We start from the raw sequence: 23,408 nt of genomic DNA on the forward strand, positions 1-23,408 counted from the left end.
AAAAAGCCCCTGCAAGCAGGAGCCCTTTGTTGAAAACTATTAAGCACTTATTTGATCTCGATCTGACGGCGAACCGCTTTTGCTTCTTCACGTTTAGCAATATCGATACGCAGGATACCATCAGTATAAGAAGCTTCGATATTGGCATGATCAGCGCTTTCAGGCAGGGTGAAGGAACGCACAAATGAGCTATAGCTGTATTCACGTTTGCTGTAGTTCTTTTGGTTGTCCTGGTGGTCGGCGTTTTGTTCCACTGAAATGCTCAGCTGGTTGCGTTCCAGGTTCAATTTGAAATCTTCTTTTCTTAGACCCGGCGCAGCCAGCTCCACATGATAGTTGTTCTCGCTTTCGCTAATGTTTACCGCAGGTACGCGGGCCACCATGCGGTCGCTGAAGAAAGTGTCATTGAAGATCGAATCGAAAACATCATTAAAGCCTGGCATTAATGTGTTGTTAGCTTTGTTGTTGAATTTAACTAAGGTCATGGCCTTTTCTCCTTTAAATTTTACTTTAAAAAATATTGAACAAAAAATTAATTAAACTTAAAAGGCTTATTACAAGGGTTGTGCCAACCCGTTAGCGCTGAAAAATTTGCAGATTTTGAATGAAAAGTTTTCAGCGCTGCTGTCATTTTTTCCGTGATCGGGCTCAGGCCGGTTTAATATTCAACCCCACCAGGACCTTTTCCTTATCCGATAAATCGCCGACCAATATCCGGACAGGTGCGGGAAGTTTCCGAATTAAAGTAGGAATAGCGATGATCTGTTCACTGGATGCTAATTCAGGATGTTTTTTAAGGTCGATGACTTCCAGTGTAAAACCATCCTGGAGATGCTCCTGATAATATTTATTGATATTTTCAATGGCGCGGTCTGCTTTTTGGGTTTGACCCGCAATATAAAGTGTTAAAATGTGTTTTTCACTGCTCATAGCTCAAATGATTTATTTGACAGCACCTAAGCAAGGTGCTCATGCGGGTTAGCCTAAATAAACATGTGCTGGGTAAGAGAGTGGAAACTTAAACGGTACCTTATCGAAATAGGAAAGTCTGTAGGTAGTAAACAAATAAACCCGGAATTGTTTTCACAGCCGGGGATAAAGCTAAATTAAAATCAATTCCAAGGGCTATATAGCTTCCTGGTACTCGATCAAACCGTTCACCAGTTTTTGCCACTGTCCGCCGGACAATCCCACCCTTGCCATCAGTGCGATGGCCGTATTGCGGATTTTGTCATGTAGGCCGACCACTTCATTATTCGGAGTTTCGTTCCTGCCGTGAGCCCCTGCACTTAACACCAGGCCGTCGCGCCGTACAATAAAGGTGTTTGTCGATTCATCAGTGTAGAAATGTGCGATCTCCGCAGCCGCCTTGCGCGGATCGGCTACCGGCCGCAACGTCATCAATACATATTCCTCTGCCGTATGCGCGCCGCCTTCGGAAGCCAGCTTCTCAACCAGCACCCACTCGACGCCGCCGCCGGCATCTGGCCCCGGAGCGGGCAGGTCGATACTGATAAAAAAACCTTCTTCGGCCATCACTTCTAATTCCTGACCCTGGTTATTGCATAGCGTAAACTCTGCCGAACCGGCGCCCGCGTAATCATGCCAATTGTTCACCGACAGCATTCGCCCGGCGGCTGCGTGGAAGGCTTTGTGCGCGGCATCCAATGTGTCAAACTTTTGTTCGTAGGTAAAATCAGTTTGCCGCCCGGTCTTCTGCTGCGGCAATTGTTCCAGCGCTGTTTTCATAATTATTGGTATTTAATAATCCATCCATTCCAGTTCACTGATCTCAAAGCCCAGGCTCATAGCCTTTTGCAAAAATCGTTGTTTCATTTCCTCGGGCATACTGCTTTCGCGCGACAACAACCACAGGTAATCCAATCCCCTGCCGGAAACTAAAGCATACTGATAATCGTCATCGATATCCAGAATGTTATAATCGAGGTAGATCGGCAGGAAGTAGGCGACCTCCAACTGGCCGCGCGTTTGAGAGCTTTTAAATTTAATGGTGCCCGTAGCTTCTACCGCTTTATTTTTGACAGGGTTAAAGGCGCGGGTTACCACTTTGATCGTTCCGTCCTCGTTTAACGAATATTCTTCCGTTAAGTCATGTAGGTCCTTTTCAATAAGGTTTGGCAGGCGGGCAACTTCATTCCATTTACCCAAATATCTTTCCTTGTCAAACGGGTCGACAACTGCGCTGCCGGGAATTTTCTTCTTCGGCCAAAGTGCGTAGGCGATCCCGGCAACCCATGCTGCTGCCGCAACGCCAATCAATGCTTTGCCTCTTTTCATACGATTAATCTTTGATCACTGCGTCCGTTGCTATTTTCGCCGCTTTTTTAGGGATGATGGTTTTTTTATCGATTACCTCGGCTGCGGTATCGCTTACCGCCTCTTTTACTTTACGGGTAATTTGCCTGCGGTATTGTGCGCCTTTATCGGTAAGATATAACCAACCGAGGCCGATGCCCGCTGTAACACCAACGGCAAGTCCGACGATTAGGCCAGTATGGTCTTCTTTTTTAAATGGATTTTTCATAAAGGGGTAACAATACTTACCCCCAATTGTTAGCGGTTAAAACGGATATGCGCCAGATAGGGCCCTAATTGCACGATATCGTCGAATGCCCGGTAGCGCAAGACCTTTTTAGCCAGGGGGTCATAATGGACCTCGCCATAGATCTTACCAAGACTGTACAGTTGTACGATCAGGCCGTTTTCTTCACGGTCCGCCAAAAAATTGCTCTGTTTGATCGCATCCTCCTTTTCGGGTTCACTTAGCGCATGATATTGTTCCATGGTTAGCATGGCACTAATTTACGCATTTAAATATCCGGCTCCTGAAAAGTTTCGATAAAAACTGCGAGGTACGCCTGCTCGGCAACGCTTAAAACATCGCCCTCGAATTGCCGTACATTGCCATTTTCGAACAGAAATTTGCCTAAATAGTCTGGGTTCTGCCAATCCGGTAAATCACTTATCGCCCCATCGCTTTCTGTCGGTTCGGTAAACAAATGCGTTTCATCACCAAAAGCGTCTTTATAGATTTTGAAAACACCTGTTGAACGCAGGCCGTGTTCACCATCCTTTTCCAGGATCGGTTCGATTAATACGTAACGGTCGCTTCCATCTGGCTGCGGGATGCTCGTTTGAACCGGATTCATCATCTTAAGCACCTTTTTTAGCGGTCAAGCTGCTCATCAACTGATCGTAAAGATCGTCGCTTTTTGCAGCTTTTGGTTTAAGCTTCTTGATCGTTGGGCGTTTGCCTTTCGCTTTTTGCTCGATAATGTTCATCAGCTCAGTGTGGTATTCATCCTTGTACTTCGATAGGTCCAGCGGCTCAGCATATTGCTCTATCAGGGCCAGACCCATTTTCAATTCCTTATCGCTCACCGAAATCTTGTCGTCCAGTTTTAACTCTTCCTGATCACGAATCTGCTGCGCGAAACGGATGCGTGTCACAACAATAGCGGCATCGACCGGGTGAACTATACAAAGGCTTTCCGTGCTGCGTAAAACAAAACGGGCTAAACCCGCTTTACCTGATTTCTTTAATGCTGCAACGAAGCATAGGCCTTGTTATTTTTGGTAGCCGGCTCCGTATATTAAAACGTCCCATAATAAATGGGATTGACAGAGGCCACGTCCACAAAGCTCTCAATGTCGATCACTTTGCTTTTTTCCGGGGCTGCCGCTTCAAAATCCGCATCCTCAATGATACCATAATCATCATCGTATTTATAACCTTTAACGATCTTATCGTAAGGTACTTCCTTTTAGTATTCTCGTTCACACGCTGGAATTTGATATGCGCGTGGTCACGGTTAATGCCAGCTCGTGGGCAGCTGGTCGGGATAATATACCTGACAAATATAATTGCCAAGTTTTAACGGAGGTTGATCTATATCAACAAATGGGATCTGTTTAAACCGACCAACTATCTGATTATATGAGTTTGGGGCGTTTTTCTTCTTGTCGGTGTTTTTACCGCACCATTCTCATAATATAAGCCAATGATTAAAAGCCGATGTTACACTGGGTTTCATTTTAATTTAATAAATATTTTGTTCACCGGTTTGTTGCTAACGGCTAATAGGTAATTTTAACAATGCAAACTTTATTTATAAACGTCGAAGTTAATCGCGCAAAAGTTTTGCCTGTACGGCCGTATTACCTAATATCTGGATTGAATGGTTTACCTTATCATAACTAAAATGTTCGATAAACTCTCTAAATTGGAGTTAAAGAAACCTGAAACCTTCCTTAACAATCTTTTATAATTTTACTTCGGCTGTAGTCATCATTCAATAGGTTTGGCCGTTGATGATTCGGATTCTTTTTCTTTCAAAAATTTAATCTCGAAACTCGTTCCTTTTCCCGGTTCACTTTGAACCGTGATAGTGCCCTGCAATGCCTCCACATGGCTCTTCACCAAAAATAAGCCAAGGCCTTTTCCTTTTCTTTCGTTGGTAAACCGTGTGTACGGCCTGAATAGGTTATCCTGATGCCGCTGCAAATCGATACCTATCCCGTTATCAGTTAAACGTATCACCAGCGATTCCGGCGAATCATCCACCGTGATCAAAACCGTAGGGGCCTGCCCAGACCTGTACTTGATGGCATTACTGATTAAATTGTAAAAAATGCTGTACAGGTATGCCTTATGCGAATGCAGCAGATGACAGCCTTCAGGCCCATGTATCAAGGCCTGGGTTTCTGTTATGGACTGATTCAGGTCAGCTGTCACCTTATGGATGATCTCCAGGATATCGATATGCTCTTTAATGATTTCAGCACTTCCGTCGGTCACCGACAGGATGGAACTCAGGTCCCGGATCACTTCATCGAGACTGCCCACGGAAGCCTTCAGATTGCCGATACATAGATCAAGGGTTTCGGGGCTGTCGCGATCGGCTTCCATCAGGTTGGCGATACCCATAATATTGGCCACAGGTAAACGCAGGTTGTGGGAAACCACATATCCGAACTGCTGCAGTTCCCGGTTCCGTTTATAAAGGTCGTCTGCAAATTGCTTTAACTCGGCAAGTGACTTCTTGCGTTCGGAAATATCATGCATCGCGCCGACCATTCTGATGGCCTTTCCCGATGTATCACGGATCACGAAACCACGGTCAACTACGTCAGCGAAACTGCCATCTGCTCTTTGATACCGGTACTCTTTTTTCCAATTTGTTTCGCCGCCATCAATGAGCTGGTAAACACTGCTAACAACGGCCGCTGCATCGTCCGGATGTACATACCCCGTCCAGGAACTGATGTCGCTTGCTATTTCGTCAAGGTTGTAGCCGAATACCGTGGTAAATCCTTCTCCCCAGTATAAGGTATTCTTCTCCAGATTCCAGTCCCAGATAGCATCAGACGTAGCTTTGGATACATATTCATAGCGTTTGTTACTTTCCTCCAAAGACCGTCGCAAGGCTTCCGACTGTATTTTTGCGCTACCATCGCGGGCGATACAGTACATGACTCTTTCCTCAGGGTCCCAGTTGGAGGACCAAAGCATGGGTCTGATAGTGCCATCTTTACAGATATAACGGTTCCCGAAGTTGTGGACCATTCGGCCTGCCATAATCGCTTCGACACAATTGACGGTACTCTCCCGGTCATCCGGATAGAGGAATTGAACATACGGCGTGCCCGTTAACTCGTCCGGCTGGTAACCCAGAACCGCAACCGAAGCTGCACTTACTTTGACAAAGCATCCGTCTTCATTAATGGTACAGATCATATCGAGCGAGAACGCCATAATCTTTTCCAGCTCGGTTTTTTTCCTTTCCAAATTGCCAGGTTTTACACCTTGTACGAGTAAACGGGTCATCTTGTTCGATTGAAAATGAGCGCTTGAATTTTCGTAAGGTGGGACTGTTGGTTTTGTACTGCGAATCGTTATCCCAAGACCTTGTGGGTAGGAAAATATGTGATCAATCAAGATTCATTTCAGGATATTTTCAGTTTTATAGCCCTTGTTCATAATCTCTTAAATATTGTTGGTAATCTTTCCTGATTTTACGCGCATAGGCAAAAGCGTAGCCAGCAATCGTGTTCTGCCAGTCCTCCCTTTTGCTAAAAGCTTTCAATTCGTCGATAATGGCCGATTCATCCATCCCCCCTTCTTAACTGGCTGGACGCTGTTAAAACAGCCATACGTCGATATTCTGCTACATATCCAGGTACTGATCCCGGAGAAGCTTCAATTTAATAGAATCTTTACCAGGCTACAACTCTTGTAAAACAAACGGCTCACCCCGAAAAACTGTAGTGCTTAATAATGCCGCCGACCGGTCCTGCATCAGGCTGTATGCCCGTGATGCGCTCGGCGTCGTTATCCCACTGAGGTTGTTTCACTTTCACGAATGGAGCAAGGGACGATGGCCTGCTTTGTTTCATATCAATAAAAAAGATATTTATCTTCAGTAAGGATGCTCTTCAGTAAAAACAAATATCGTTTTACACCTATGCTACCAGTACCGGCCAGCCGGAAAAACAGTCCCTTTCACTTTGTAATTTTAGGGGCTATGGTTGCTCTTATTGATCAAGAGCTGGATATGGTCTATAAGCTTCAGGCTCAAGGGCTTTTCAATTTTGAAATGGCGCTCATCGCTGAAGGACAGCACCAGTTTTTTCTTGCGCCTTGGCGTACGTTTTTGTACCAGTGCAGAATTTTGCTCACCGCCGCGGAATGCAGAAAATTTTCAACGATACCTTTAGCCGTTCTGGGCTCGATATTGGTGGCTTTCTCCTTGGCCAGTTGCGCAGCATAGGTTTTTAAAAACAGGCGCACCATATTGGATGCCCTTTCTTCCTCTATCTTCTGGCTGTCAAAACCAATTAGATGCTTGTGACCAACCGACCACCTCCTAAAGAGCCGGTACGAGTATCGCTTGGTCAAAATTGTTTAAATCGAAATAAACGAGTTTATTATCAGCCTTAAAACTTCCATAATTCTCCAGGTAAAGGTCACCGCAAATCCAAACATTCGAAGAGGCCGGAAAATCTTCCACCTGTTCAAGATCCTGATAAAACTGGTGGCAGGCCCCTCTGAAATAGCGAAATGCGTTTTCAGCCATGCCACGGTATTTCAGTTGTACCATATCCGGCAACAACGGTTTATTGAAGGCAATAAGCCGTTCAGAAATAAAGGACATAGAGATATCAAGATTTAGTGGTTGGGGTATAGGATTTACGCTTTTTGAAATTGCTGGACTTCATTACCTGATTCTCTTCCGCAGCATCGATAGAATGCGTACAGGTGATATCATCCTCCTTCTCCGCCAGTTTGGATAGGGTTATATAAAACTTATGGAGTTTATCCAACTCAACTTCATTGAGATCTTCCAGGTTAACCATCCTGTTACTCGCACCCTCATGTGAGGCAACCAGTTCATTTAATTTAAGATGAATCGCTTTCGAATCTTTGTTCTGTGCCTTCTGGATCAAAAACACCATAAGGAAAGTTACGATTGTTGTACCCGTATTAATCACCAGTTGCCAGGTATCTGAATACTTAAATATCGGGCCCGTAACCGCCCAAATGACAATCACCGCCATTGCTCCGATAAATGCGCCGGAGCTTCCCGTAGCCGCCGTAGCCCAATTTGAAAATTTCTCAAAAAAGTTTTTGTTTTTCATTTTTAAAATCGCCGTTTGCTTGTTAGTAACTTATCCAACTAAGTTAAATCCATATTAATTTGTTTGTTGCCGATATTGTTTGAACTAAATGCCGAAACTGAGAATTTATTAGGGATGTTTGGTCCAAAGTTGCTTCAGCAATAACAGGGTTACGCACTTTCGTAATTAAATTAGTTATATAGGTTCGTCGATACTGGCGTTAAAGGAAGAAGGGCTAATCAAACCAATTGATATGTTCAGCGCTTTAATCACGAACGGCCAACAATTTGGTGTCAACTCCTGTTAACTAATAACATTAAAAATTACCTAACAGGAAAACATGTCAGAACTAACTCACAAAACACTACAAAATCCCGCGCGAAAATATCCTGCACCACCTTTTAAAAGGCAGCCGCAAGAAGTACCTGGCCTCGCTTCGAAAATGAACCCGCTGCCAGATCATGGAGAAGAAAGCTACAAGGGTTCAGGAAGGCTTGAAGGTCGTAAAGCACTGATTACCGGCGGTGACTCCGGCATAGGCCGCGCAGCGGCAATTGCCTACGCACGTGAAGGTGCTGATGTAGCTATCAACTATCTGCCGGAAGAACAAAGCGACGCCGACGAAGTGATTGCGTTGATACAGGCGGCCGGGCGCAAAGCTGTCGCTATCCCCGGCAATATCACCGATCCCGAATTTTGCAAAACCTTAGTGTCTACAGCGGTTGCCGAATTGGGCGGGCTGGATATCCTGGTAAACAACGCGGGCAGGCAACAGGCTGTAGATTCGATATTGGACATTACCGAAGAAGGTTTTGATGCCACCATAAAAACCAATATCTACGCCCCGTTCTGGATCACTAAAGCTGCGCTACTTCACTTACCGGAGGGTTCCGCAATTATTGTTACCACCTCTGTTCAGGCCTATGATCCGTCGGAAAATCTTTTCGACTACGCCCAAACCAAGGCAGCAAACGTTGCTTTCGTAAAGTCGTTGGCGAAGCAATTAGGCCCTAAAGGGATCCGCGTGAATGGCGTCGCACCCGGACCGGTATGGACACCGCTTCAGGTAAGCGGCGGCCAACCACAGGATGCAATTGAGAAATTCGGTTCCGTAACGCCATTAGGACGTCCCGGGCAACCTGCTGAACTGGCGTCGATCTTTGTGCAGCTAGCAGATACTGAAGCAAGCTACGCTACCGGACAGGTGTATGGTGCAGCAGGTGGTAACGGGCACCCCTAAAGAAAATACCCGTATTGCTCGTTGTACATGCAACATTTGTGCAGCACTAGGCAAACTTTAATATTAAATGCGGCTCTTTTACAGAATATGGGCCGCATTTAATAGTATATTTATTTGGTAACATAACTTACCTCAATAGAACCTGAACCGGTTTTCTTTGCCGACCGGTATTCATCGAGTCTCATCCAAATGGATTCAGTAGCAGGCTCGGCGCTGATGGGATAGGGTTAAGCCAAGGGCAGAAGCAGTGACTCCTCATTGCCCGCGCAATTTACAAAGATCGATCGTATCTTTTCTTTGACGAAGCAACAAACGCACTTGATGCAAATAATGAGAAGGTCATTGTCGAAAACCTCGGTGAATTTTCATGGGCGAACTGTAGTCATCGTTGCACATAGACTGCGCACAGTCGGAAATGCCAATAAGATCATCGACCTTCATCAAGGAGAAGTGGCTGAACAAGGTCCACACGGAGAATTAACTGTATTGAAAGGTAAATATTTCGAGTTGGTTAAAAATCAGCTTAAACTTGGATCATAGCCATTATGGAAGACAAATCAATCTATTTTCAAACAGTTGACGACAAAAAGGCAATGCTGCGTCAAAATTCTATCCTTCAAGGTCTGAGTTAGGTCAGGAAGTTATCTTAAGAAAGCCTGATTTTCTTGAACGATGGGCGCTGATATTCTTTCTGGTTGTATCGTTACTTTTGGCAAGCGGTACTTGGATGATTAAATATCCTGAATTTATTCAGTCCAAAGCGGTGTATCAAATCCGGGCCACTATACCTACAATTATAAATATAGCACCGAGGGTGAATAATACAGGAAAAAACATAATCTTACAATTTTGATTAGTAAAAACTTAACTAGTAGGCAACAACGACCAGAGTGATAAAGTTTTATAGTTTTTTTACAGCCTGATCTATGTGTGATATTGCCGGATAGCGATGTGATTACATTCCGGAATACTTGAAACGAAAGGGCAAAATTTTTAATCATAATAGGTCTCCCAAATAGTTAAAAAATACGTTAAAAACTGCTTTCAAATTGCCTTGCCGATTTTTTCAAAACATTGATTGTAGGCTTTTTGTGGAGTTTTGCGAGACCTAATTTACAAAAGTGCAAACAGGTCTTGAATAGGTCTCCTGAAACATGCATTTTTATAGACTCTTTTAGACTGAAAAACAAAAAAAACGCTATAAATCATCGATTTATAGCGTTTTTTACTCAGTTAGACCTGATTTCGTGGAGCCGGAGGGCCTTTTATTTCTAAACAGCAGAAATGTAATGACCTCCTGTCGATGAAAGTTGATGGCCGCCGAAAACGGAAGCAAATCAGTGCGAGATTGCGGCAAAATAGCGTCGGTAATTTCTGCATAGACAATGGTGTAAGGAGGTAGTGTCGGTATACCATATGATCGCGGTACGAGACCGAGATATTAACCAAAGTATCTCGCGGCAGCATTGCAGTTTGTAACCTGCCGCGAGATGTATTGATGAATTAACGGAGAAATTCTCTAATGTAATTAACGGCTTCTTCCGGTTTCTCTTCGGGAATAAAATGGCCGCTGCCTTCTGCCTGGACAAGTTTATAGTTTACCGCATGATTGGGAAGTACGAATTGAAAATAACCGTAGAAGGCACCGCCGATGGCCAGTACCGGCATTTCTACTTTATGATAGGTTTTGAAATCTTCAATGTCCTGCGGAAAAGCTTTATACCATCCGTTGCCTGCACGAATACCATCTTTACTGTCATAGGCAGTATTGTATACCGCTTTATCAAACGGACCGATAGCACTTTCGTTCTTTAAAAGGTACCTGAAGATATATTTCTGTACTATAGCCATCCTGCCGGCAACCAGATCTTCGGGCATATGGTCCACCGAATTAAAAGCAAACCACCATAAAAAGGATTTTGAAGGATCCAGCTTTTCAGTATTGGTTCCCTTTGCAGGAAGTATTGGGATAGCGGCAAATGTAGGATCAGGATGCGGAACATCCATTAGGATCAGCTTCTCCGTCATATCAGGATGATTTTCTGCAACGCTGTAGGCAACCATCGAGCCGATGTCGTGCCCGGCGATATAGGCTTTTTCAATACCGAGGGAGTGTAATAGTTCGTAAACGTCCTGTGCCATCGTTTTTTTATCGTAGCCTGACGTTGGTTTACTTGACGATCCCATACCGCGTATATCTATTGCTATAACATGATAGTCTTTAGCGAGGGCGGGCATCATTTTATGGAACTCCCACCATGTTTCCGGCCATCCGGGAAGTAAGACCAGTGTTTTGCCATTGCCGCCCGAGACATAATGCAAAGTGGTTCCGTTAACTTTGGCATAACCATTCTTAAACCCTGGTAGTTTGCTAACAAGTGCTGCATCAGAAACTTTCTTCTTATCAAAACTTATAAGCTTTTGCGCAAAGGTTGTAAATGGTGAGCCGATCATAAGTACGGCAGCCAAAAGTTTCAAGACAGTGGTTTTTCGGCTATTTAAAAAGACGTGGGTCGAAGGATTTGATATCATAATTTTATGTTTTGTGTACGACAAAATTGACGAGGATTTACCGCCTGTACATTGACCTATGCAAAAAAAAACTATTGATAAAAGTCAATGGAGGAAGCCCATCCATAACGAAGCAAAGCTTTACGTCGTCGTAAAGCTTTGCGGTTAATTGAGTGTGTAATAACAGGGTGACTATTTGTTGTCTTCCTATAGTCCAATACTTATAGAGATGAGATACGCCTGCCGTTCCCATGGCGTAGTTTTCTTAGTTTCAGGAAACAAAATGATTTCGATCAGATTATTTCCTGATTGTTATTGAGTTGCTGCTATTTGCACGTCAGCGGCTGAAAATGCCTATAATGCGCGAATGTTTAAGGATCTTATCCGGAGACCTTAAGCCGCATACGCAATCAGACCGCTAAAAAGTAAAGCGCCTGACCAGATAGGTGTAAAGAGCGGCCCTTTCTTCATCGAAAAGGCCGTTCGCGTTTAAAAATATTGACAAATATCAATGCCCTTTCTTATCCTAAATCAATTCTGATTAACTGCACGACTAGCATTTTTGTCCTGTCGGCGATCCTCTTGATCGGCAAACCGGCAGTATTGAAAATGAAAAAAAATGGTGGTTTAAAAAAGATAGCGGTCAGGGTGAACGGAAACACTGATCCGGTTTATACAACCCTTGCAGCAAGTGTCATCGGTTCTAAAAAGGTATTGATTGCACCAGGTCTGACGGCACACTGGCTTCCCGATGGAACGATCATGGAACTATACGGGCCGGGAGCGGTATATCCGCCCTATCTATTCGCCGGGTCCGACGTTGTTGTCAGCTACAAAGTTGAAGACATTGATCAAGCTGTGGTAGAATTACGGCGTAAAGGCGCTGAGATCATTACGCCCATACAACAAGTTCACCAAACCTTCCGCTTTTGCCATATCCGTGCAGCGGGTCAAAGCCTCTTCGGCATCTTTGAAGAGAATGAACGTTAATGACAATTTGCCCCGGGCTTTTTGCCTTCACGGTTAACCTATTTGCCTTCTGCTGGCTGAAAGCAAAATAAAGTCACGGTTTGAAAATTTTTTGGAATTGTCGTTCATATAATCCGTTCCTTATCCTGTACAGGTTCCGCTCAGTGACTATCCCGCGATGGTCCAAAGGTCCGTTTCCCGGGACTTCGCACTCCACGGTACTGCCGAAAACGTTGATAATTGGTACAGCCCCGAATTTAAGTACGTTACGGATCTGTGCTTGCGCATTTTCAGTTGCGTTGACGAGCTCAAACAGGTTTGTCAACTTATCCTTGGCGAACTATTTAATTCGAATTCCTGGAACTAGAGACTTTTTGAATGGTCAAGAGCTGATCAATCACTATTATCTTTTGATCAACAGGTGGGAAAACTAAAAAAGGCCGGGATAGAACTATCCCGGCCTTTTCTTAATATGCATTTATAGCCTTTATTTAATAATCACTGCTATGCCATTTGGCGCAATCAACCCACTCACACCTCCGCCGACATAGTTGATCTCATAACTTCCTTCATTTATGGTGTAATAATCGCTAAGATCAATCGTCGTCTTTATCCGGTCATGCGCCTTTACTTCCATGTAGGCTTCCGGCGGTGGAGGCATCACGCGTCTTGCCATTGCGCCTTTGAACACAGCCTCATTGCCATCTGTTCCTTTGATCTCAAAGTATTTGCCTAAGCGGGGTTCAAAAGGGGTTTCCCATTTCACAAATCTTAGCGGCTTATCCGTGTCATTGATCACGGTAAAAGTGATCATCAAAGAGTCTTTGGTCGCCGTGGCTGCTGCCTGCTCCATTTCAACTTTCAGGCCTGACGCTGGGTTCTGCTGACCCAGTCCCGTCGCCTGCTTTTGACTACTGCAGCTTGCTGCCAGAAAAGCGACAGAGATCAGGATAATATTTAGTTTATGTATCATAAGCGGTTTTAATTAAGACCGGGCAAACACGAAAAGGTTTGATGGCTTGTATAAACAATCTTTCTTTAGGTTACGCGTAAAGAGGACGGAACGATACGAAAAGAACATGATAAAGAGGTTCGGCGAAAAAAGCAACCATGACCTTGGGATCAGGCCTGCTCATAGATACCGATCACCGTTTCTTCCGGGGTAACCAGGTGGCAGTATTTATACGATGTACAAACATGCTCGATCTCTCCCAGCAGGCGGGCTCCTTGGTGTATAAGTCCACCGACCATTTGCTCAAGGTCATCGACCTTATAGCTTACCACTACGTTGGACCTCATGAAAAGATAATCAGGAAAAGCAAAACCTGCACCATAGATCTCAACGGTTGTCCCATCGCTGGTCAGGTACGCTGCAAGCCCCGGCTCTACAAGGAGTTTTTTAAGCCCGGGGTCCTGCTCTAATATTGTCTTATATAGTTCGGCGTCGACGGTACCCGCCTTTAAAGATATCTTTTTACTGCCATTGAAATTTTTCATACGCTTACTTTGCTACAAGCATTTATTGCTTATACAAACCTCGGTCAACCAGAACAAGCAGCCATTGACCTAAAATAATTAATGGATTGATGCAGAACCTGTCAGGTCAACGGTTCAGCCTTTTTTGAGTGCCTATTTTTAGTTTACCCATTTGCTTTTGAGGGTAAGCTGATTCAATACATTGGCAGGGTTCAACGATCAGATAGAACAATTAGAATTCAGGTTTGGTAGTATTGCGTTTAAACATCTCATAGCTGGCTTTAATAATAAAAAAGTTGAGTTTGAAATAGAGAATCTAAATGTAAGGCCGGAGTTTACCGTGCTTAAACCTTACTTTATCCGCTTCCTCAAAAGCACAACTGTGTTAGTTAATATCCGGGCTACTTTCCAAAATAACAGGCTGGTATTTAAATCAGCTACTTCAAATGATCTTGACAAAATAAACCGCGAAGTCATTGAAAGTGTAAAGTTCCGGTTCTTAAATAAAGAAATTATTAAAGGTATCCTGGCAGGTGAAGAAAATCTATTGGATGCCGGGCAAGTGCAAGGCGGAAGTGAAAAATTGATTTATACAAACGAGGATGATCTCCTTGAATACATACTAGCTCTTAAGCAGTATAAGCATCATCGTCATCTCCGTTACCTTTCCCAAAAACATGAACGAACGATATTAAAACTTCGTTTTGTATTGGAGCCTTTCTCATTTGTGTTTTTGCTTTCTGGTAATAACCAGTACCATTTGGTATGGGAAAAGTTAGACACGGAAGAGGCAACTTATATATGGCATATCGAGAAGTCGGCCTATGAATTTGAACGAAGTATAAAGCAGATCGATGGACTGCTTGGACAGATACGGACAAAAGGGCGACAGCAATATCTTGAAACTAATCCTCAACAATTTAGTCGCATCGTACATGATTATACAAATGATCATAAAGGGTTTATCCTTTGGAAAGACTTGTTAGAAGAGAAATTATTTTGATACAGGTTTTTTGCATCTACAATAGCCTCAATATCACCATGAAAGTTAGAACTTTTGCCGGTTCCTTCTACTTAAGGAAACAACACTTTGGAGTTGTTTCCTTTTTTTATATCCATAAAAATCTGTTAAACAGGCAGTTGCAACTAGCTTTAAAACAGTTCGATTTTTGCATAGAAATTCCTGAACCGTTTAATTATAACGGTCTAAAAAATGCGTTTGAAATATTATTAACCTATTTTCCCGTAGTTCGATTTCTCCTCAAGGTTCACCTTGTTTGAATTGAGGTCGTACCGATAGGTTTTTGCGATTAAATAAAGAAAATTCAATCTTTTGGGGCGATCTGTTAACGGTTTTATTAGCGGAGTTTATGCTCAGTAATTGTTTCAAGATTTGATAAGCATAAAAAAGCCCGGCGCTATCGCGCCGGGCTTTTTTGCTTTATTTATAACCAGGATTCTGATCCTCCGGAGTGATCTGATCGTTTAGCTTCATCTCTACGTCAGGGATTGGGTAAAGCATTTGAAAGGCTTGTAATGAGCCTGACTCTTTTGCCCACTTATTGCGTGTCTTTACATATTCGATAAACTTACCGGTACGGATAAGATCTATACGACGCCAGTTTTCTGCAAATAGCTCGCGAATGCGCTCATCCATGATCGCTGTCCTGAAAGCATCCTGCGATAGGGCTGTCCACCGTTTATCTGCAGGCAAGGTTCCGCCCCAGGCGCGGGTACGTACTTCGTTCACCACATTAACGGCATCATTGGTTTTTCCAAGTTCGTTCAAACATTCCGCGTAGCAAAGTTTGATATCGCCGAGGCGCAGCACAGGGATATTTTTTCCTGAGTTCCACTCATTGTTGATCTTCTGGTCAGAATGTTTATCCGTGCGGAAATCCTCATATTTTTTCACGTGAGGTTTCAGCTCATCATAATTTGTTCCGAGGTCTTCCCAAAGGATTGGGTCTAAAGTAGGCGTGGTTCCATAATAAGTGAAATCATAACGGATGCTTTCGTCCTTGCGTAAGTCACCATCTTCCCAAATACCGCCGTTGGCAACAGTTTCATAAGCATGAACGGTTGGCACAATCTTATCATAGCCCGAATAGTAACAGCCATCGCCAAAGGCAGCCTGTACTGCACGTGAGCCTATCTGGAACTGCAGTTTATTGTTGTTAGGATAAACCGGGCTAAACTGAAACTCGAATATCGACTCAGCTGTATTGCTTTTAGTATAGTCCCACAAATCCTTGTAAGCCACCAGCGAATATTTGCCCATCATCTGCTCAAAGGCCAGCCTTGCACTGTCAAAACTCCTTAAACCGGTACTTTCCGGGGCCGACATATATGCTTTTCCAAGCATGGCAAAAGCTGCACCAATGGTGGCCCTTCCGGCCGTGTTGGTTTGCGGGCACAATTGAGAGGCTTTGGTAAAGTCATTGATTATAAATGTCCACACATCTTTAAGTGGTTGACGTTTAAAGCCCAATGTAGATTCTCTGCTGATATCGCGGATCGGGATCTCACCCCAGTACATCGCCAGTTCAAAGTCAACAAAACCGCGGACAAAATAGGCTTCACCCAACAAGTTGCCCTCGCGGGTACCGGCTTTTGCATTCAGTTTCTCCAAACCGTTGATGATCTTGGCCGATTCATTAACCACGGGCCAGCGGATATTCCATTGGTTGGCCAGGTGAGGTAATAAAGAATTCAGGTTAAGGTCATACCTGTCGAGGCCTCCCTTTTGCGGATCGCTTTTCATTTGAAAAGCGCCCTGTTGGGTTTCGTCGGTACCCATCATCGTGATCAGGCCCTGCTCATCGGTACGGAAGTTTTTAAAGTTCGAGTACACCCCTTTCAGGCTGGTTTCGATCAGGTTGACGTCGGAATAAACCTTCGACTCATCCAGTTTGGTCAGGCTATCCTCGGTCAGGAATTTTTTGCAGGAAACAGTACTTAATAACGCGCCTGCAAGGCATATGGTAAATAATGTCTTTTTCATAATCATTCAGGTTTAAAATCCAAAGTTGACGCCTAAAACAAAGCTTCTAACCGGCGGATAGCCATAATCTCCGGTTTCCGGATCTATGCCCTTGTACTTGGTTACCAGGAACAGGTTTGAACCGGTTGCATAAACACGCAGGCGGTTTATCTTCCACTGGCTTAACAGCTTATCCGAAAAATTATAAGATAAGGTCAAGGTTGAAAGGCGCAGGTATGATGCGTTCTGTATGCTGTAATCCAGATCCGACGGATTGTACCTGTTATAGCTGGTATTAGCAATCACTTTCGGGATATTGGTATTTGTGTTCTGAGGCGTCCAGCGGTTAAGCAGGTCTGTTGAAGCCATGCTTTCGCCATAACTGTTGATCAAACCTTCATAGTAGCTGCTCACCTTTTTTGCTCCTACCGAGTAAACAAATACCGCGTTTAAAGCAAAATTCTTGTATGAAAAATCTGTTGAGAAACCACCAAAGAATTTAGGATCTGACTTACCCACTACCTGGCGGTCATACTGGTCAACAACACCGTCTTTTACACCGTTCGGGCCAGATACGTCTTTGGCAAACAGGTCGCCAAGGCCAACTGTTTTTCCGTTGTAATTAAGCCCCTGCCATTCGGCACGGTTTGATTCCTGCGCAATACCACCCGAAACATAGGTATAAATGGTATGCAGCGATTGACCAAGGAAGATATTGCCTTCACGCTGGATAACGTTCTCGTTCAAGTTATAGATCTCTGTAGCGCCGCCATACAGTTTTTCAACCTTGTTCCTGGTGAAGGATATATTGCCACCCAGGTTCCAGTTCCAGTCTTTGCTTTGAACAATTTGACCGTTAATGGATAACTCTACACCCTTGTTGTTGATACGACCGATATTTTCCCACTCCTGCGTATAGCCGGTTGTGGTGGCTAAAGAACGGTTAAGCAGCAAGTTGTCGTTGTTGATGTAAAACGCGTCGGCGGTTACGTTTAAGCGAGATTTAAAGAACGCCATATCCAAACCTACGTTGGCTTGTTTCTGCTTTTCCCAGGTGATATTCGGGTTACCTCTCCGGCCGTCATTTACGATCAATGCGCTGCCGTTATCAATCCTGGAACCATAAAGCGTTTGGTAAGCGTAGTTACCAATATCCTGGTTACCAACCACACCGTAACCAACACGAAGTTTCAACAGATCAAAAACCTTCTGACCTTTAAAAAAGCTTTCATTGGTAACAGCCCAGGCAGCAGAAACTGAAGGGAATGTACCCCAGCGCTTGTCAGCCGCAAACCTTGATGAACCATCACGACGGGCCGTAGCTGTTAAATAATACCTGTTGTCGTAATCATAGTTAGCCCTGGCAATTACTGAGAATAATGAATAGGCATAGAAATCCGATCCAAGTACCGATTTTTCTACCGCTGCCGCGCCACCAAGGTCATAATAAGAAAGATCATTGCTGGCAAAACGATCACCCTGGGCAAGGGTATAATTCGAGCTGCGTTTGCTGGTACTTGTACCTAACAAGCCGGTAAAATGATGCTTTCCGGCAAACGTAGTGTTGTAAGTAGCCGTATTATCCCACTGCCAGTAAAGATCGCTCCAGCGCTCATGTTTTGCACGCGCATCGCCGTTGTAATTACGGATAGCCTCCTGGATGTTGTTAGGGGTAAACGTAAAGAACGTTTGCTGCGCATAATCAACGGCAAAAGTTGAGCGGATATCCAGGCCTTTGATCGGGTTAATGTTCAGATAATTTGATGTTACCAGCCTGTTCCTGTTTTGTTGACGGGTGATGTCAAGCGAGTTGAAAGGGTTAAAATCGTTATTATTCTGTTCTCCGTGCGACCGGTAATATACCGTAAGATAATCGCTGTTATAACGGGTTGCCGGATCTTTGTAAGGATTATAATTTAAAAGCGGGTTGCCGTTAAGCGCCTTGTTATACACATCATCGGTAGGTATGTTATCATCCGTACGGGTAAAGCCGGTATTGGTACCAACTTTTAACCAGCGTTTAACATCATATTCGGCATTAAAGCGGCCGGTATATTTATTCTGTTTGGTTTCGTCGATAATACCTTTTGTGCCCGCGTAACCCATACTTAAATAAAAAGTACCACGTTCTGAACCACCGGAAAACGCAACCGAATGATTTTGCTGATATCCTGTTTGTTTTACCTGGTCAAGCCAGTTAAAACTCTGACCACTGTTATGGGTATCAAATTCCTGCTGTGAAAAAGCGATATTGGTTTTTAGCAGTGTGTTGTTGATATAATCCTGGCGGTTTGCGGTTGGATTATCTTTTAGGTAACCATTGGCGTAGGCATCGGTACGCAGATCAAACAGTTGGTTGGCATTCATAGTTGAAGGCATGCGCATGATGTTTGTAAAACCACCCCAGCCTTCATAAGTAACCGTGCCGTCGCCTGCTTTTCTTTTACCTTTTTTAGTAGTAATGATCACAACGCCGTTGGCACCTCTTGAACCGTATAAAGCAGTAGCAGATGCATCCTTCAGCACCTGAACCGATGAAACATCATTCAGGTTAATAGATTTAAAGCCGCCCAGGTTGTTTTCCATAACCAAACCATCAACCACATATATTGGGCTTGAGCCGGAGTTAATGGTATTGATGCCACGGATGCGGATGCTGGCATCATCGCTCGGCTTTGAACCTCCGCTTACAAAAACACCCGAAACGCGGCCTTGCAAAGCTTCACCCACGTTGGTAACAGGCCTTTCTTCAAGTGTTTTTGATTCGATACTGGCTACCGCGCCGGTTAAATCTGATTTTTTAAACGTAGCACCTACAACCACCACCTCGTTAAGGCTGCTGCTGCTGGATACCAGTTTAACTTTCACCGGTTCGGCACCTGCAGTAACTTCCTGGGTTTCAAAGCCAATATAACTTACTATCAAAACTGTACCCGGAGCTACATTTAAGGAAAAGTCACCATTTACGTCGGTCACTGTTCCGGTTTGGGTGCCTTTGATTTTGACAGATACACCCGGAAGCGGCAGGCCTTTTTCATCAACCACATTGCCTTTTACAGGTGCCCGTGATAAATCTATTTCCGGGCGGATAATAGTCATGACGTTTTGCTGAATATCCTTGTTGCTGATCACAATGACATTACCCGAAGCTTCATAACTGAGATTGATTGGCGATAAAAGCAAATCAAGCACTTCGCTTAATTTAAGGTCGCTTACCGATAAATTAACCTTTTGATCGGCATTGATCAGTTCTGAAACAAAGGTAAAGGAAACATGACTTTTGCTTTCCAGCGTCCGCAAAACACTTTTAAGCGATTTATTTGATTCTGATATCGAAACACGGGTTTCAAGAGCCGCCTGGGCCCTTGAAGTTTTGGCAAAAGCACTTCCGAATAATGTAAGAATTATAGTTAACTGTACAAGCGTAATTCTCATTATTTTTAGGAGTATAGGTTTATATTTCATACTTTAGTTTTGGTTAGTTATTGATTTGGTAACTGGCAAAAAAAGCCCCACCTCGGCCCTGGGCCAAGAAACATTTGAACGTGTGAAAAATGGGGCAAACAACTTAACCGGCAGTACCGCAAATATTGCCGGTTTTTGTTTATTGAGGGTTGATGTCAGGTGATCTGCTTTTCTTCATAGTTTGATTTAAATTGTACTAATTGATTATCTGCCGGAGCTGAGTTTACTATCCGGCGAACCTATGATGATCCGTCCGTCCTTAAAACTGCATTCCATATTTAATGCTTTACAAATGATCCTCACCTTTTCATCCAATGGTTTTTCTGAAATGGAGGTTGTCAGGGTAAGTTTTTCCAGTTTCTCCCGGTCGTACTCAATGTTTACGCCGTAGGCTTTATTGATCTTCTCTATAACTGAAATAACAGGGGCATTATCAAACGTAAATTCTTTAGGGGCCCGTACCTGCGACAAGATGAGCGGACGGGGGAGCAATTGTTTTTCATTATTCTGCTTACCTGCCGAGAAAACCACCTGCTGGTTTTGGGTAAGAATAACTTCTTTAGGCCGATCGGGATCCTTTTCATCCGCGGCGCCATCATATACCGAAACACGCCCCGTGTTAACTACTACCTTAACATCCTGCTTTCCGGCTATGCTTTTAACTGTAAAGCTGGTACCAAGCACTTTAACAATAATATTTCCGTTATGGACAAGAAATGGTTTATGGGGATTTTTGTGTACTTCAAAAAAAGCTTCGCCGGTTAACACAACGTCCCTTGTATCGCCAAACGTAGCAGGATATCGTAATGACGATCCGGGTTTTATAACCGCCAGGCTCCCATCACTCATCCGTATCAGTTTAGCCACATGACTTTGGTTGGAGACATTCAGCATATTGACAATCTCAATTACCGGGCCCTGATTAATCTTTTTATAGTATGACAGGTAAAACCAGGTACCAACAGTAGCAAATACGCAAATGGCCGCGGCAATCCTGACCCACATTGTCCGGTAAATAGCGGTTTTCTTTTTTTCCGGCACGCTGATCCTTTGCTGCAAACCGGCAATCATTGCGTTTACCTTTTCGTCAGACAGGCTAACTTTCAAGGGCTTGATCCTGATTGATCCGGCTATTGCCGCTGCTTCATCAATTGTTTTTTGTTTTTCCGGGTATTGGTTCAGCCACGCCGCCCAAAAAGCATCATGATCCGGTTCTTTTTTCAAAACCCAGTCAATAAAAAAATCATCATGCAGAAAGTCTTCAACTTCGAAGTTCGAATAATCGGTCATCTGGGCGTCGGTGTACAGTTGGTTACACCCTATATATCAGAAAACCGCCCCGGAATACTCACTTACCGGCGAAAAAAATGAAGAAATTTCAATTTATTTTGTAAAACACTAAATATCAGTGAATTAATTTAGAAGTTTTTATGAGCATCAATACAAAAACAAACACCGCCCAGTTGGCTTTAAAGCTTTTATAGGCGCGTTGCAGCAGGTTGTGTACCGATTGGCGGTTAATACCCATGATCTGTTCGATCTCGTTAAAATCCAGTTCTTCAAAAAAGCGAAGATAAAGTACCTCCCTGTGCCGTGGCGGCAACTCGTTGAGTACCTGTTGTACCCGTGTGCTAAGTAATGTGACATCAACCTCGGCAATCAGCCGGGTTTCAATACTGAAATCAACCAGGAAATCATAGGATTCGTCAAGCGCCTGATTTCGTTGCCAATTTGCCTGTTCGCGAAAAACACGATGGCGCATAGCTTTAAAAAGATAACCTTTTACCGCCGGCGTGGCGTTAATGCGCTCCCGCCCCTGCCAAAGATCAAAAAACAGGTCCTGTATACAATCTTCAATAAAAGCTTCATCCTGGTTAAAACGGTAACCATAGTTAAAAAGGGCTTTGGCATACCTGCTCACCAGCTCGGTATAAGCATCCCGGTTACCCGCTCTGAAAAGATCCCAAAGATCTGTTTCTTTAGCGGCGGCCGTGAAATCCTTTATTGCACCCATTGATCTCGTCACTTTCTGCGTCCCGGGAAGATAAATAGCTAAATTAATTGGTTGATCTCCGGTTTACCGGAAAACGGATTCAACAAAATAAAACGAAAGTTAGATAAAAATCAATTAAAATACCTGAACATCTTACAACTGAGACAAAAGTTACAATTTACGGGGCGATCAAAAGCCCGCTAACTATAGATCTTATAATCCCTTGCCTGAAATTTATTAGCTTTATAATATTATCATAAACCTAATGAAGCCTTATCACTATCTGTTTTATTTGATTGTACTTCTTTCCTTGTCATGTTACTCCTGTGGTTCACGGTCACAAACCGCTGAACTTGATTCTGTGATGAAATTGATTCCGACTAATATTGATACAACAATTTTGGTTAGGGACAATGCCGGCGTATTACTCAATTTCAGGCAATATATGCCTGTACTTCTGAGAAACGAAGGCATGATCTATCGGGAAAAGGAAACATTAAGATTACAGCGGTTCACCACGACGGCTATTGATTCTTTAAATAAAGATGATTATGCCATTTCGCGCTGGGACCGTTGGGCAGCTATTCGTGGCAGCCATTCCAAAAGCCCTGATGAAATTTTAAAAAATCTTGCTGCTATTTGCGCAACGGCCGATAGCGTAATTGTATATAAAAGTGCCCGGACCATGTATCTCAGGAAAAACGGAAAAAATCTTTTTCAATTCAGAATAAGCCTGGGTAGAAATCCCCGGGGAAATAAGATTTCGGACGGCGACTCCCGCACTCCGCAAGGAGTTTATTACCTGGATAACAAAACAGACCGGGATGATAAGTATTACAAAAGCTTCTGGATCTCCTACCCTAACCAGGCCGATCGTACTCTGGCACTAAAAAGGGGAGTTAAACCGGGTGTAGGCGTAATGATACATGGCACCCCTTCACAACGCGATAGCTCTACAGACTGGACTAACGGATGTATCGCTCTAATTAATACAGATATGGATACGCTATTTAAATATGTAATGCCGGGCACATTGATTGATATCAGGAAATAGCTACCGCTTTTCATGGCGTAAAAATATTTTTATCATCAACTTTGAAATACAAAGTTCTTTTATTTAACTTTATATTCGT

The 23,408-nt window shown here is 43.7% G+C and carries 24 protein-coding genes and 1 pseudogene; 5 read left to right on the forward strand and 20 right to left on the reverse strand.

The features are described 5' to 3' along the window. Nucleotides 1–47: 47 nt before the first annotated feature. The 11 genes and pseudogenes from DUL71_RS29975 to DUL71_RS32130 all read right to left on the reverse strand — a co-directional run bounded on the left by DUL71_RS29975 (nucleotide 48) and on the right by DUL71_RS32130 (nucleotide 6,134). Entirely contained in the window at nucleotides 48–485 is a 438-nt protein-coding gene (locus tag DUL71_RS29975) for an Hsp20/alpha crystallin family protein (protein WP_114941509.1), read from the reverse strand. Between the two features lie 163 nt (nucleotides 486–648). Next, entirely contained in the window at nucleotides 649–930 is a 282-nt protein-coding gene (locus DUL71_RS29980; RefSeq protein WP_114941510.1) for a circadian clock KaiB family protein, read from the reverse strand. 195 nt (nucleotides 931–1,125) lie between these two features. Further along, complete coding sequence (locus DUL71_RS29985) at nucleotides 1,126–1,749, reverse strand: hypothetical protein (protein WP_114941511.1); 624 nt, start codon at nucleotides 1,747–1,749, stop codon at nucleotides 1,126–1,128. A gap of 12 nt (nucleotides 1,750–1,761) precedes the next feature. Then, the gene (locus DUL71_RS29990) at nucleotides 1,762–2,298 is read right to left on the reverse strand and encodes a lipocalin family protein (RefSeq protein ID WP_114941512.1); all 537 of its coding nucleotides are present in this window, start codon (nucleotides 2,296–2,298) and stop codon (nucleotides 1,762–1,764) included. A 4-nt stretch (nucleotides 2,299–2,302) separates the two neighbouring features. Then, nucleotides 2,303–2,545 carry a hypothetical protein gene (locus DUL71_RS29995; RefSeq protein ID WP_114941513.1) on the reverse strand — a complete coding sequence of 81 codons (243 nt, stop codon included), beginning with the start codon at nucleotides 2,543–2,545 and terminating at the stop codon, nucleotides 2,303–2,305. A gap of 29 nt (nucleotides 2,546–2,574) precedes the next feature. Next, entirely contained in the window at nucleotides 2,575–2,805 is a 231-nt protein-coding gene (locus tag DUL71_RS30000) for a hypothetical protein (protein WP_114941514.1), read from the reverse strand. 26 nt (nucleotides 2,806–2,831) lie between these two features. Next, nucleotides 2,832–3,173, reverse strand: coding sequence for a hypothetical protein (locus DUL71_RS30005; RefSeq protein ID WP_154402521.1), 342 nt, complete (start codon nucleotides 3,171–3,173; stop codon nucleotides 2,832–2,834). Between the two features lies 1 nt (nucleotide 3,174). Then, nucleotides 3,175–3,516 (reverse strand): annotated as a pseudogene (locus tag DUL71_RS32595) (non-homologous end joining protein Ku); the annotation flags it as partial. A gap of 98 nt (nucleotides 3,517–3,614) precedes the next feature. Beyond that, a complete protein-coding gene (locus tag DUL71_RS32600; protein WP_341867759.1) occupies nucleotides 3,615–3,764 on the reverse strand; it encodes a Ku protein in 150 nt (49 codons plus the stop codon). Between the two features lie 545 nt (nucleotides 3,765–4,309). Continuing rightward, nucleotides 4,310–5,848, reverse strand: coding sequence for a PAS domain-containing protein (locus tag DUL71_RS30015; protein ID WP_114941516.1), 1,539 nt, complete (start codon nucleotides 5,846–5,848; stop codon nucleotides 4,310–4,312). A 136-nt stretch (nucleotides 5,849–5,984) separates the two neighbouring features. After that, on the reverse strand, nucleotides 5,985–6,134 hold the full coding sequence (locus DUL71_RS32130) for a hypothetical protein (protein WP_154402522.1): 150 nt from the start codon (nucleotides 6,132–6,134) through the stop codon (nucleotides 5,985–5,987). Nucleotides 6,135–6,485: 351 nt separating this feature from the next. Between DUL71_RS32130 and DUL71_RS32135 the strand changes: the two genes are divergently transcribed. Next, on the forward strand, nucleotides 6,486–6,791 hold the full coding sequence (locus tag DUL71_RS32135; protein ID WP_154402523.1) for a hypothetical protein: 306 nt from the start codon (nucleotides 6,486–6,488) through the stop codon (nucleotides 6,789–6,791). Between the two features lie 96 nt (nucleotides 6,792–6,887). On the opposite strand, the gene DUL71_RS30025 is transcribed toward DUL71_RS32135, so the two are convergent. Both DUL71_RS30025 and DUL71_RS30030 read right to left on the reverse strand, forming a co-directional pair. Beyond that, nucleotides 6,888–7,175 carry a DUF2252 family protein gene (locus tag DUL71_RS30025; protein ID WP_114941518.1) on the reverse strand — a complete coding sequence of 96 codons (288 nt, stop codon included), beginning with the start codon at nucleotides 7,173–7,175 and terminating at the stop codon, nucleotides 6,888–6,890. A gap of 7 nt (nucleotides 7,176–7,182) precedes the next feature. Then, nucleotides 7,183–7,659: a low affinity iron permease family protein gene (locus tag DUL71_RS30030; protein ID WP_114941519.1), complete on the reverse strand. Its 477-nt coding sequence runs from the start codon at nucleotides 7,657–7,659 to the stop codon at nucleotides 7,183–7,185. Nucleotides 7,660–7,978: 319 nt separating this feature from the next. On the opposite strand from DUL71_RS30030, the gene DUL71_RS30035 reads away from it, so the two are divergent. Continuing rightward, nucleotides 7,979–8,878, forward strand: a complete 900-nt coding sequence (locus DUL71_RS30035) for an SDR family oxidoreductase (RefSeq protein WP_114941520.1) — start codon at nucleotides 7,979–7,981, stop codon at nucleotides 8,876–8,878. Nucleotides 8,879–10,381: 1,503 nt separating this feature from the next. Here the strand turns inward: DUL71_RS30035 and DUL71_RS30045 are convergent. Then, nucleotides 10,382–11,356 carry an alpha/beta fold hydrolase gene (locus DUL71_RS30045; protein ID WP_244228882.1) on the reverse strand — a complete coding sequence of 325 codons (975 nt, stop codon included), beginning with the start codon at nucleotides 11,354–11,356 and terminating at the stop codon, nucleotides 10,382–10,384. 531 nt (nucleotides 11,357–11,887) lie between these two features. On the opposite strand from DUL71_RS30045, the gene DUL71_RS30050 reads away from it, so the two are divergent. Continuing rightward, on the forward strand, nucleotides 11,888–12,379 hold the full coding sequence (locus DUL71_RS30050) for a VOC family protein (RefSeq protein WP_154402524.1): 492 nt from the start codon (nucleotides 11,888–11,890) through the stop codon (nucleotides 12,377–12,379). 466 nt (nucleotides 12,380–12,845) lie between these two features. Here DUL71_RS30050 and DUL71_RS30060 read toward each other — a convergent pair whose 3' ends face one another. Both DUL71_RS30060 and DUL71_RS30065 read right to left on the reverse strand, forming a co-directional pair. Next, nucleotides 12,846–13,331: a hypothetical protein gene (locus DUL71_RS30060; protein ID WP_114941525.1), complete on the reverse strand. Its 486-nt coding sequence runs from the start codon at nucleotides 13,329–13,331 to the stop codon at nucleotides 12,846–12,848. Between the two features lie 149 nt (nucleotides 13,332–13,480). Next, entirely contained in the window at nucleotides 13,481–13,855 is a 375-nt protein-coding gene (locus DUL71_RS30065; protein ID WP_114941526.1) for a VOC family protein, read from the reverse strand. Nucleotides 13,856–14,036: 181 nt separating this feature from the next. Here DUL71_RS30065 and DUL71_RS30070 point away from each other — a divergent pair, with 181 nt between their 5' ends. Next, a complete protein-coding gene (locus DUL71_RS30070) occupies nucleotides 14,037–14,837 on the forward strand; it encodes a hypothetical protein (RefSeq protein WP_208645696.1) in 801 nt (266 codons plus the stop codon). Between the two features lie 438 nt (nucleotides 14,838–15,275). Here DUL71_RS30070 and DUL71_RS30080 read toward each other — a convergent pair whose 3' ends face one another. The 4 genes from DUL71_RS30080 to DUL71_RS30095 all read right to left on the reverse strand — a co-directional run bounded on the left by DUL71_RS30080 (nucleotide 15,276) and on the right by DUL71_RS30095 (nucleotide 22,296). Then, nucleotides 15,276–16,838 (reverse strand): RagB/SusD family nutrient uptake outer membrane protein, encoded by a 1,563-nt coding sequence (locus tag DUL71_RS30080; RefSeq protein WP_208645697.1) that lies wholly within the window; start codon nucleotides 16,836–16,838, stop codon nucleotides 15,276–15,278. Nucleotides 16,839–16,850: 12 nt separating this feature from the next. Further along, nucleotides 16,851–20,252, reverse strand: coding sequence for a TonB-dependent receptor (locus tag DUL71_RS30085; RefSeq protein WP_161964548.1), 3,402 nt, complete (start codon nucleotides 20,250–20,252; stop codon nucleotides 16,851–16,853). Nucleotides 20,253–20,486: 234 nt separating this feature from the next. Further along, nucleotides 20,487–21,572, reverse strand: coding sequence for a FecR family protein (locus DUL71_RS30090; RefSeq protein WP_114941530.1), 1,086 nt, complete (start codon nucleotides 21,570–21,572; stop codon nucleotides 20,487–20,489). Nucleotides 21,573–21,687: 115 nt separating this feature from the next. After that, on the reverse strand, nucleotides 21,688–22,296 hold the full coding sequence (locus DUL71_RS30095; protein ID WP_114941531.1) for an RNA polymerase sigma factor: 609 nt from the start codon (nucleotides 22,294–22,296) through the stop codon (nucleotides 21,688–21,690). Nucleotides 22,297–22,639: 343 nt separating this feature from the next. Between DUL71_RS30095 and DUL71_RS30100 the strand changes: the two genes are divergently transcribed. Next, a complete protein-coding gene (locus DUL71_RS30100) occupies nucleotides 22,640–23,329 on the forward strand; it encodes a L,D-transpeptidase family protein (protein ID WP_208645698.1) in 690 nt (229 codons plus the stop codon). Nucleotides 23,330–23,408 lie beyond the last annotated feature (79 nt).

The organism is Mucilaginibacter endophyticus (assembly GCF_003351025.1).
Classification (GTDB): domain Bacteria; phylum Bacteroidota; class Bacteroidia; order Sphingobacteriales; family Sphingobacteriaceae; genus Mucilaginibacter; species Mucilaginibacter endophyticus.

Excerpts from the sequence above, each read along its gene's own strand:
- DUL71_RS29990 (WP_114941512.1), bottom strand. The coding sequence starts at position 2,298 with ATGAAAAGAGGCAAAGCATTGATTGGCGTTGCGGCAGCAGCATGGGTT.
- DUL71_RS30025 (WP_114941518.1), bottom strand. The coding sequence starts at position 7,175 with ATGTCCTTTATTTCTGAACGGCTTATTGCCTTCAATAAACCGTTGTTG.
- DUL71_RS30030 (WP_114941519.1), bottom strand. The coding sequence starts at position 7,659 with ATGAAAAACAAAAACTTTTTTGAGAAATTTTCAAATTGGGCTACGGCG.
- DUL71_RS32135 (WP_154402523.1), top strand. The coding sequence starts at position 6,486 with ATGCTACCAGTACCGGCCAGCCGGAAAAACAGTCCCTTTCACTTTGTA.
- DUL71_RS30090 (WP_114941530.1), bottom strand. The coding sequence starts at position 21,572 with ATGACCGATTATTCGAACTTCGAAGTTGAAGACTTTCTGCATGATGAT.
- DUL71_RS30035 (WP_114941520.1), top strand. The coding sequence starts at position 7,979 with ATGTCAGAACTAACTCACAAAACACTACAAAATCCCGCGCGAAAATAT.
- DUL71_RS29980 (WP_114941510.1), bottom strand. The coding sequence starts at position 930 with ATGAGCAGTGAAAAACACATTTTAACACTTTATATTGCGGGTCAAACC.
- DUL71_RS30085 (WP_161964548.1), bottom strand. The coding sequence starts at position 20,252 with ATGAGAATTACGCTTGTACAGTTAACTATAATTCTTACATTATTCGGA.
- DUL71_RS30060 (WP_114941525.1), bottom strand. The coding sequence starts at position 13,331 with ATGATACATAAACTAAATATTATCCTGATCTCTGTCGCTTTTCTGGCA.
- DUL71_RS30005 (WP_154402521.1), bottom strand. The coding sequence starts at position 3,173 with ATGATGAATCCGGTTCAAACGAGCATCCCGCAGCCAGATGGAAGCGAC.
- DUL71_RS30000 (WP_114941514.1), bottom strand. The coding sequence starts at position 2,805 with ATGGAACAATATCATGCGCTAAGTGAACCCGAAAAGGAGGATGCGATC.
- DUL71_RS30015 (WP_114941516.1), bottom strand. The coding sequence starts at position 5,848 with ATGACCCGTTTACTCGTACAAGGTGTAAAACCTGGCAATTTGGAAAGG.
- DUL71_RS29995 (WP_114941513.1), bottom strand. The coding sequence starts at position 2,545 with ATGAAAAATCCATTTAAAAAAGAAGACCATACTGGCCTAATCGTCGGA.
- DUL71_RS30065 (WP_114941526.1), bottom strand. The coding sequence starts at position 13,855 with ATGAAAAATTTCAATGGCAGTAAAAAGATATCTTTAAAGGCGGGTACC.
- DUL71_RS29985 (WP_114941511.1), bottom strand. The coding sequence starts at position 1,749 with ATGAAAACAGCGCTGGAACAATTGCCGCAGCAGAAGACCGGGCGGCAA.
- DUL71_RS29975 (WP_114941509.1), bottom strand. The coding sequence starts at position 485 with ATGACCTTAGTTAAATTCAACAACAAAGCTAACAACACATTAATGCCA.
- DUL71_RS30080 (WP_208645697.1), bottom strand. The coding sequence starts at position 16,838 with ATGAAAAAGACATTATTTACCATATGCCTTGCAGGCGCGTTATTAAGT.
- DUL71_RS30095 (WP_114941531.1), bottom strand. The coding sequence starts at position 22,296 with ATGGGTGCAATAAAGGATTTCACGGCCGCCGCTAAAGAAACAGATCTT.
- DUL71_RS30100 (WP_208645698.1), top strand. The coding sequence starts at position 22,640 with ATGAAATTGATTCCGACTAATATTGATACAACAATTTTGGTTAGGGAC.
- DUL71_RS32130 (WP_154402522.1), bottom strand. The coding sequence starts at position 6,134 with ATGGATGAATCGGCCATTATCGACGAATTGAAAGCTTTTAGCAAAAGG.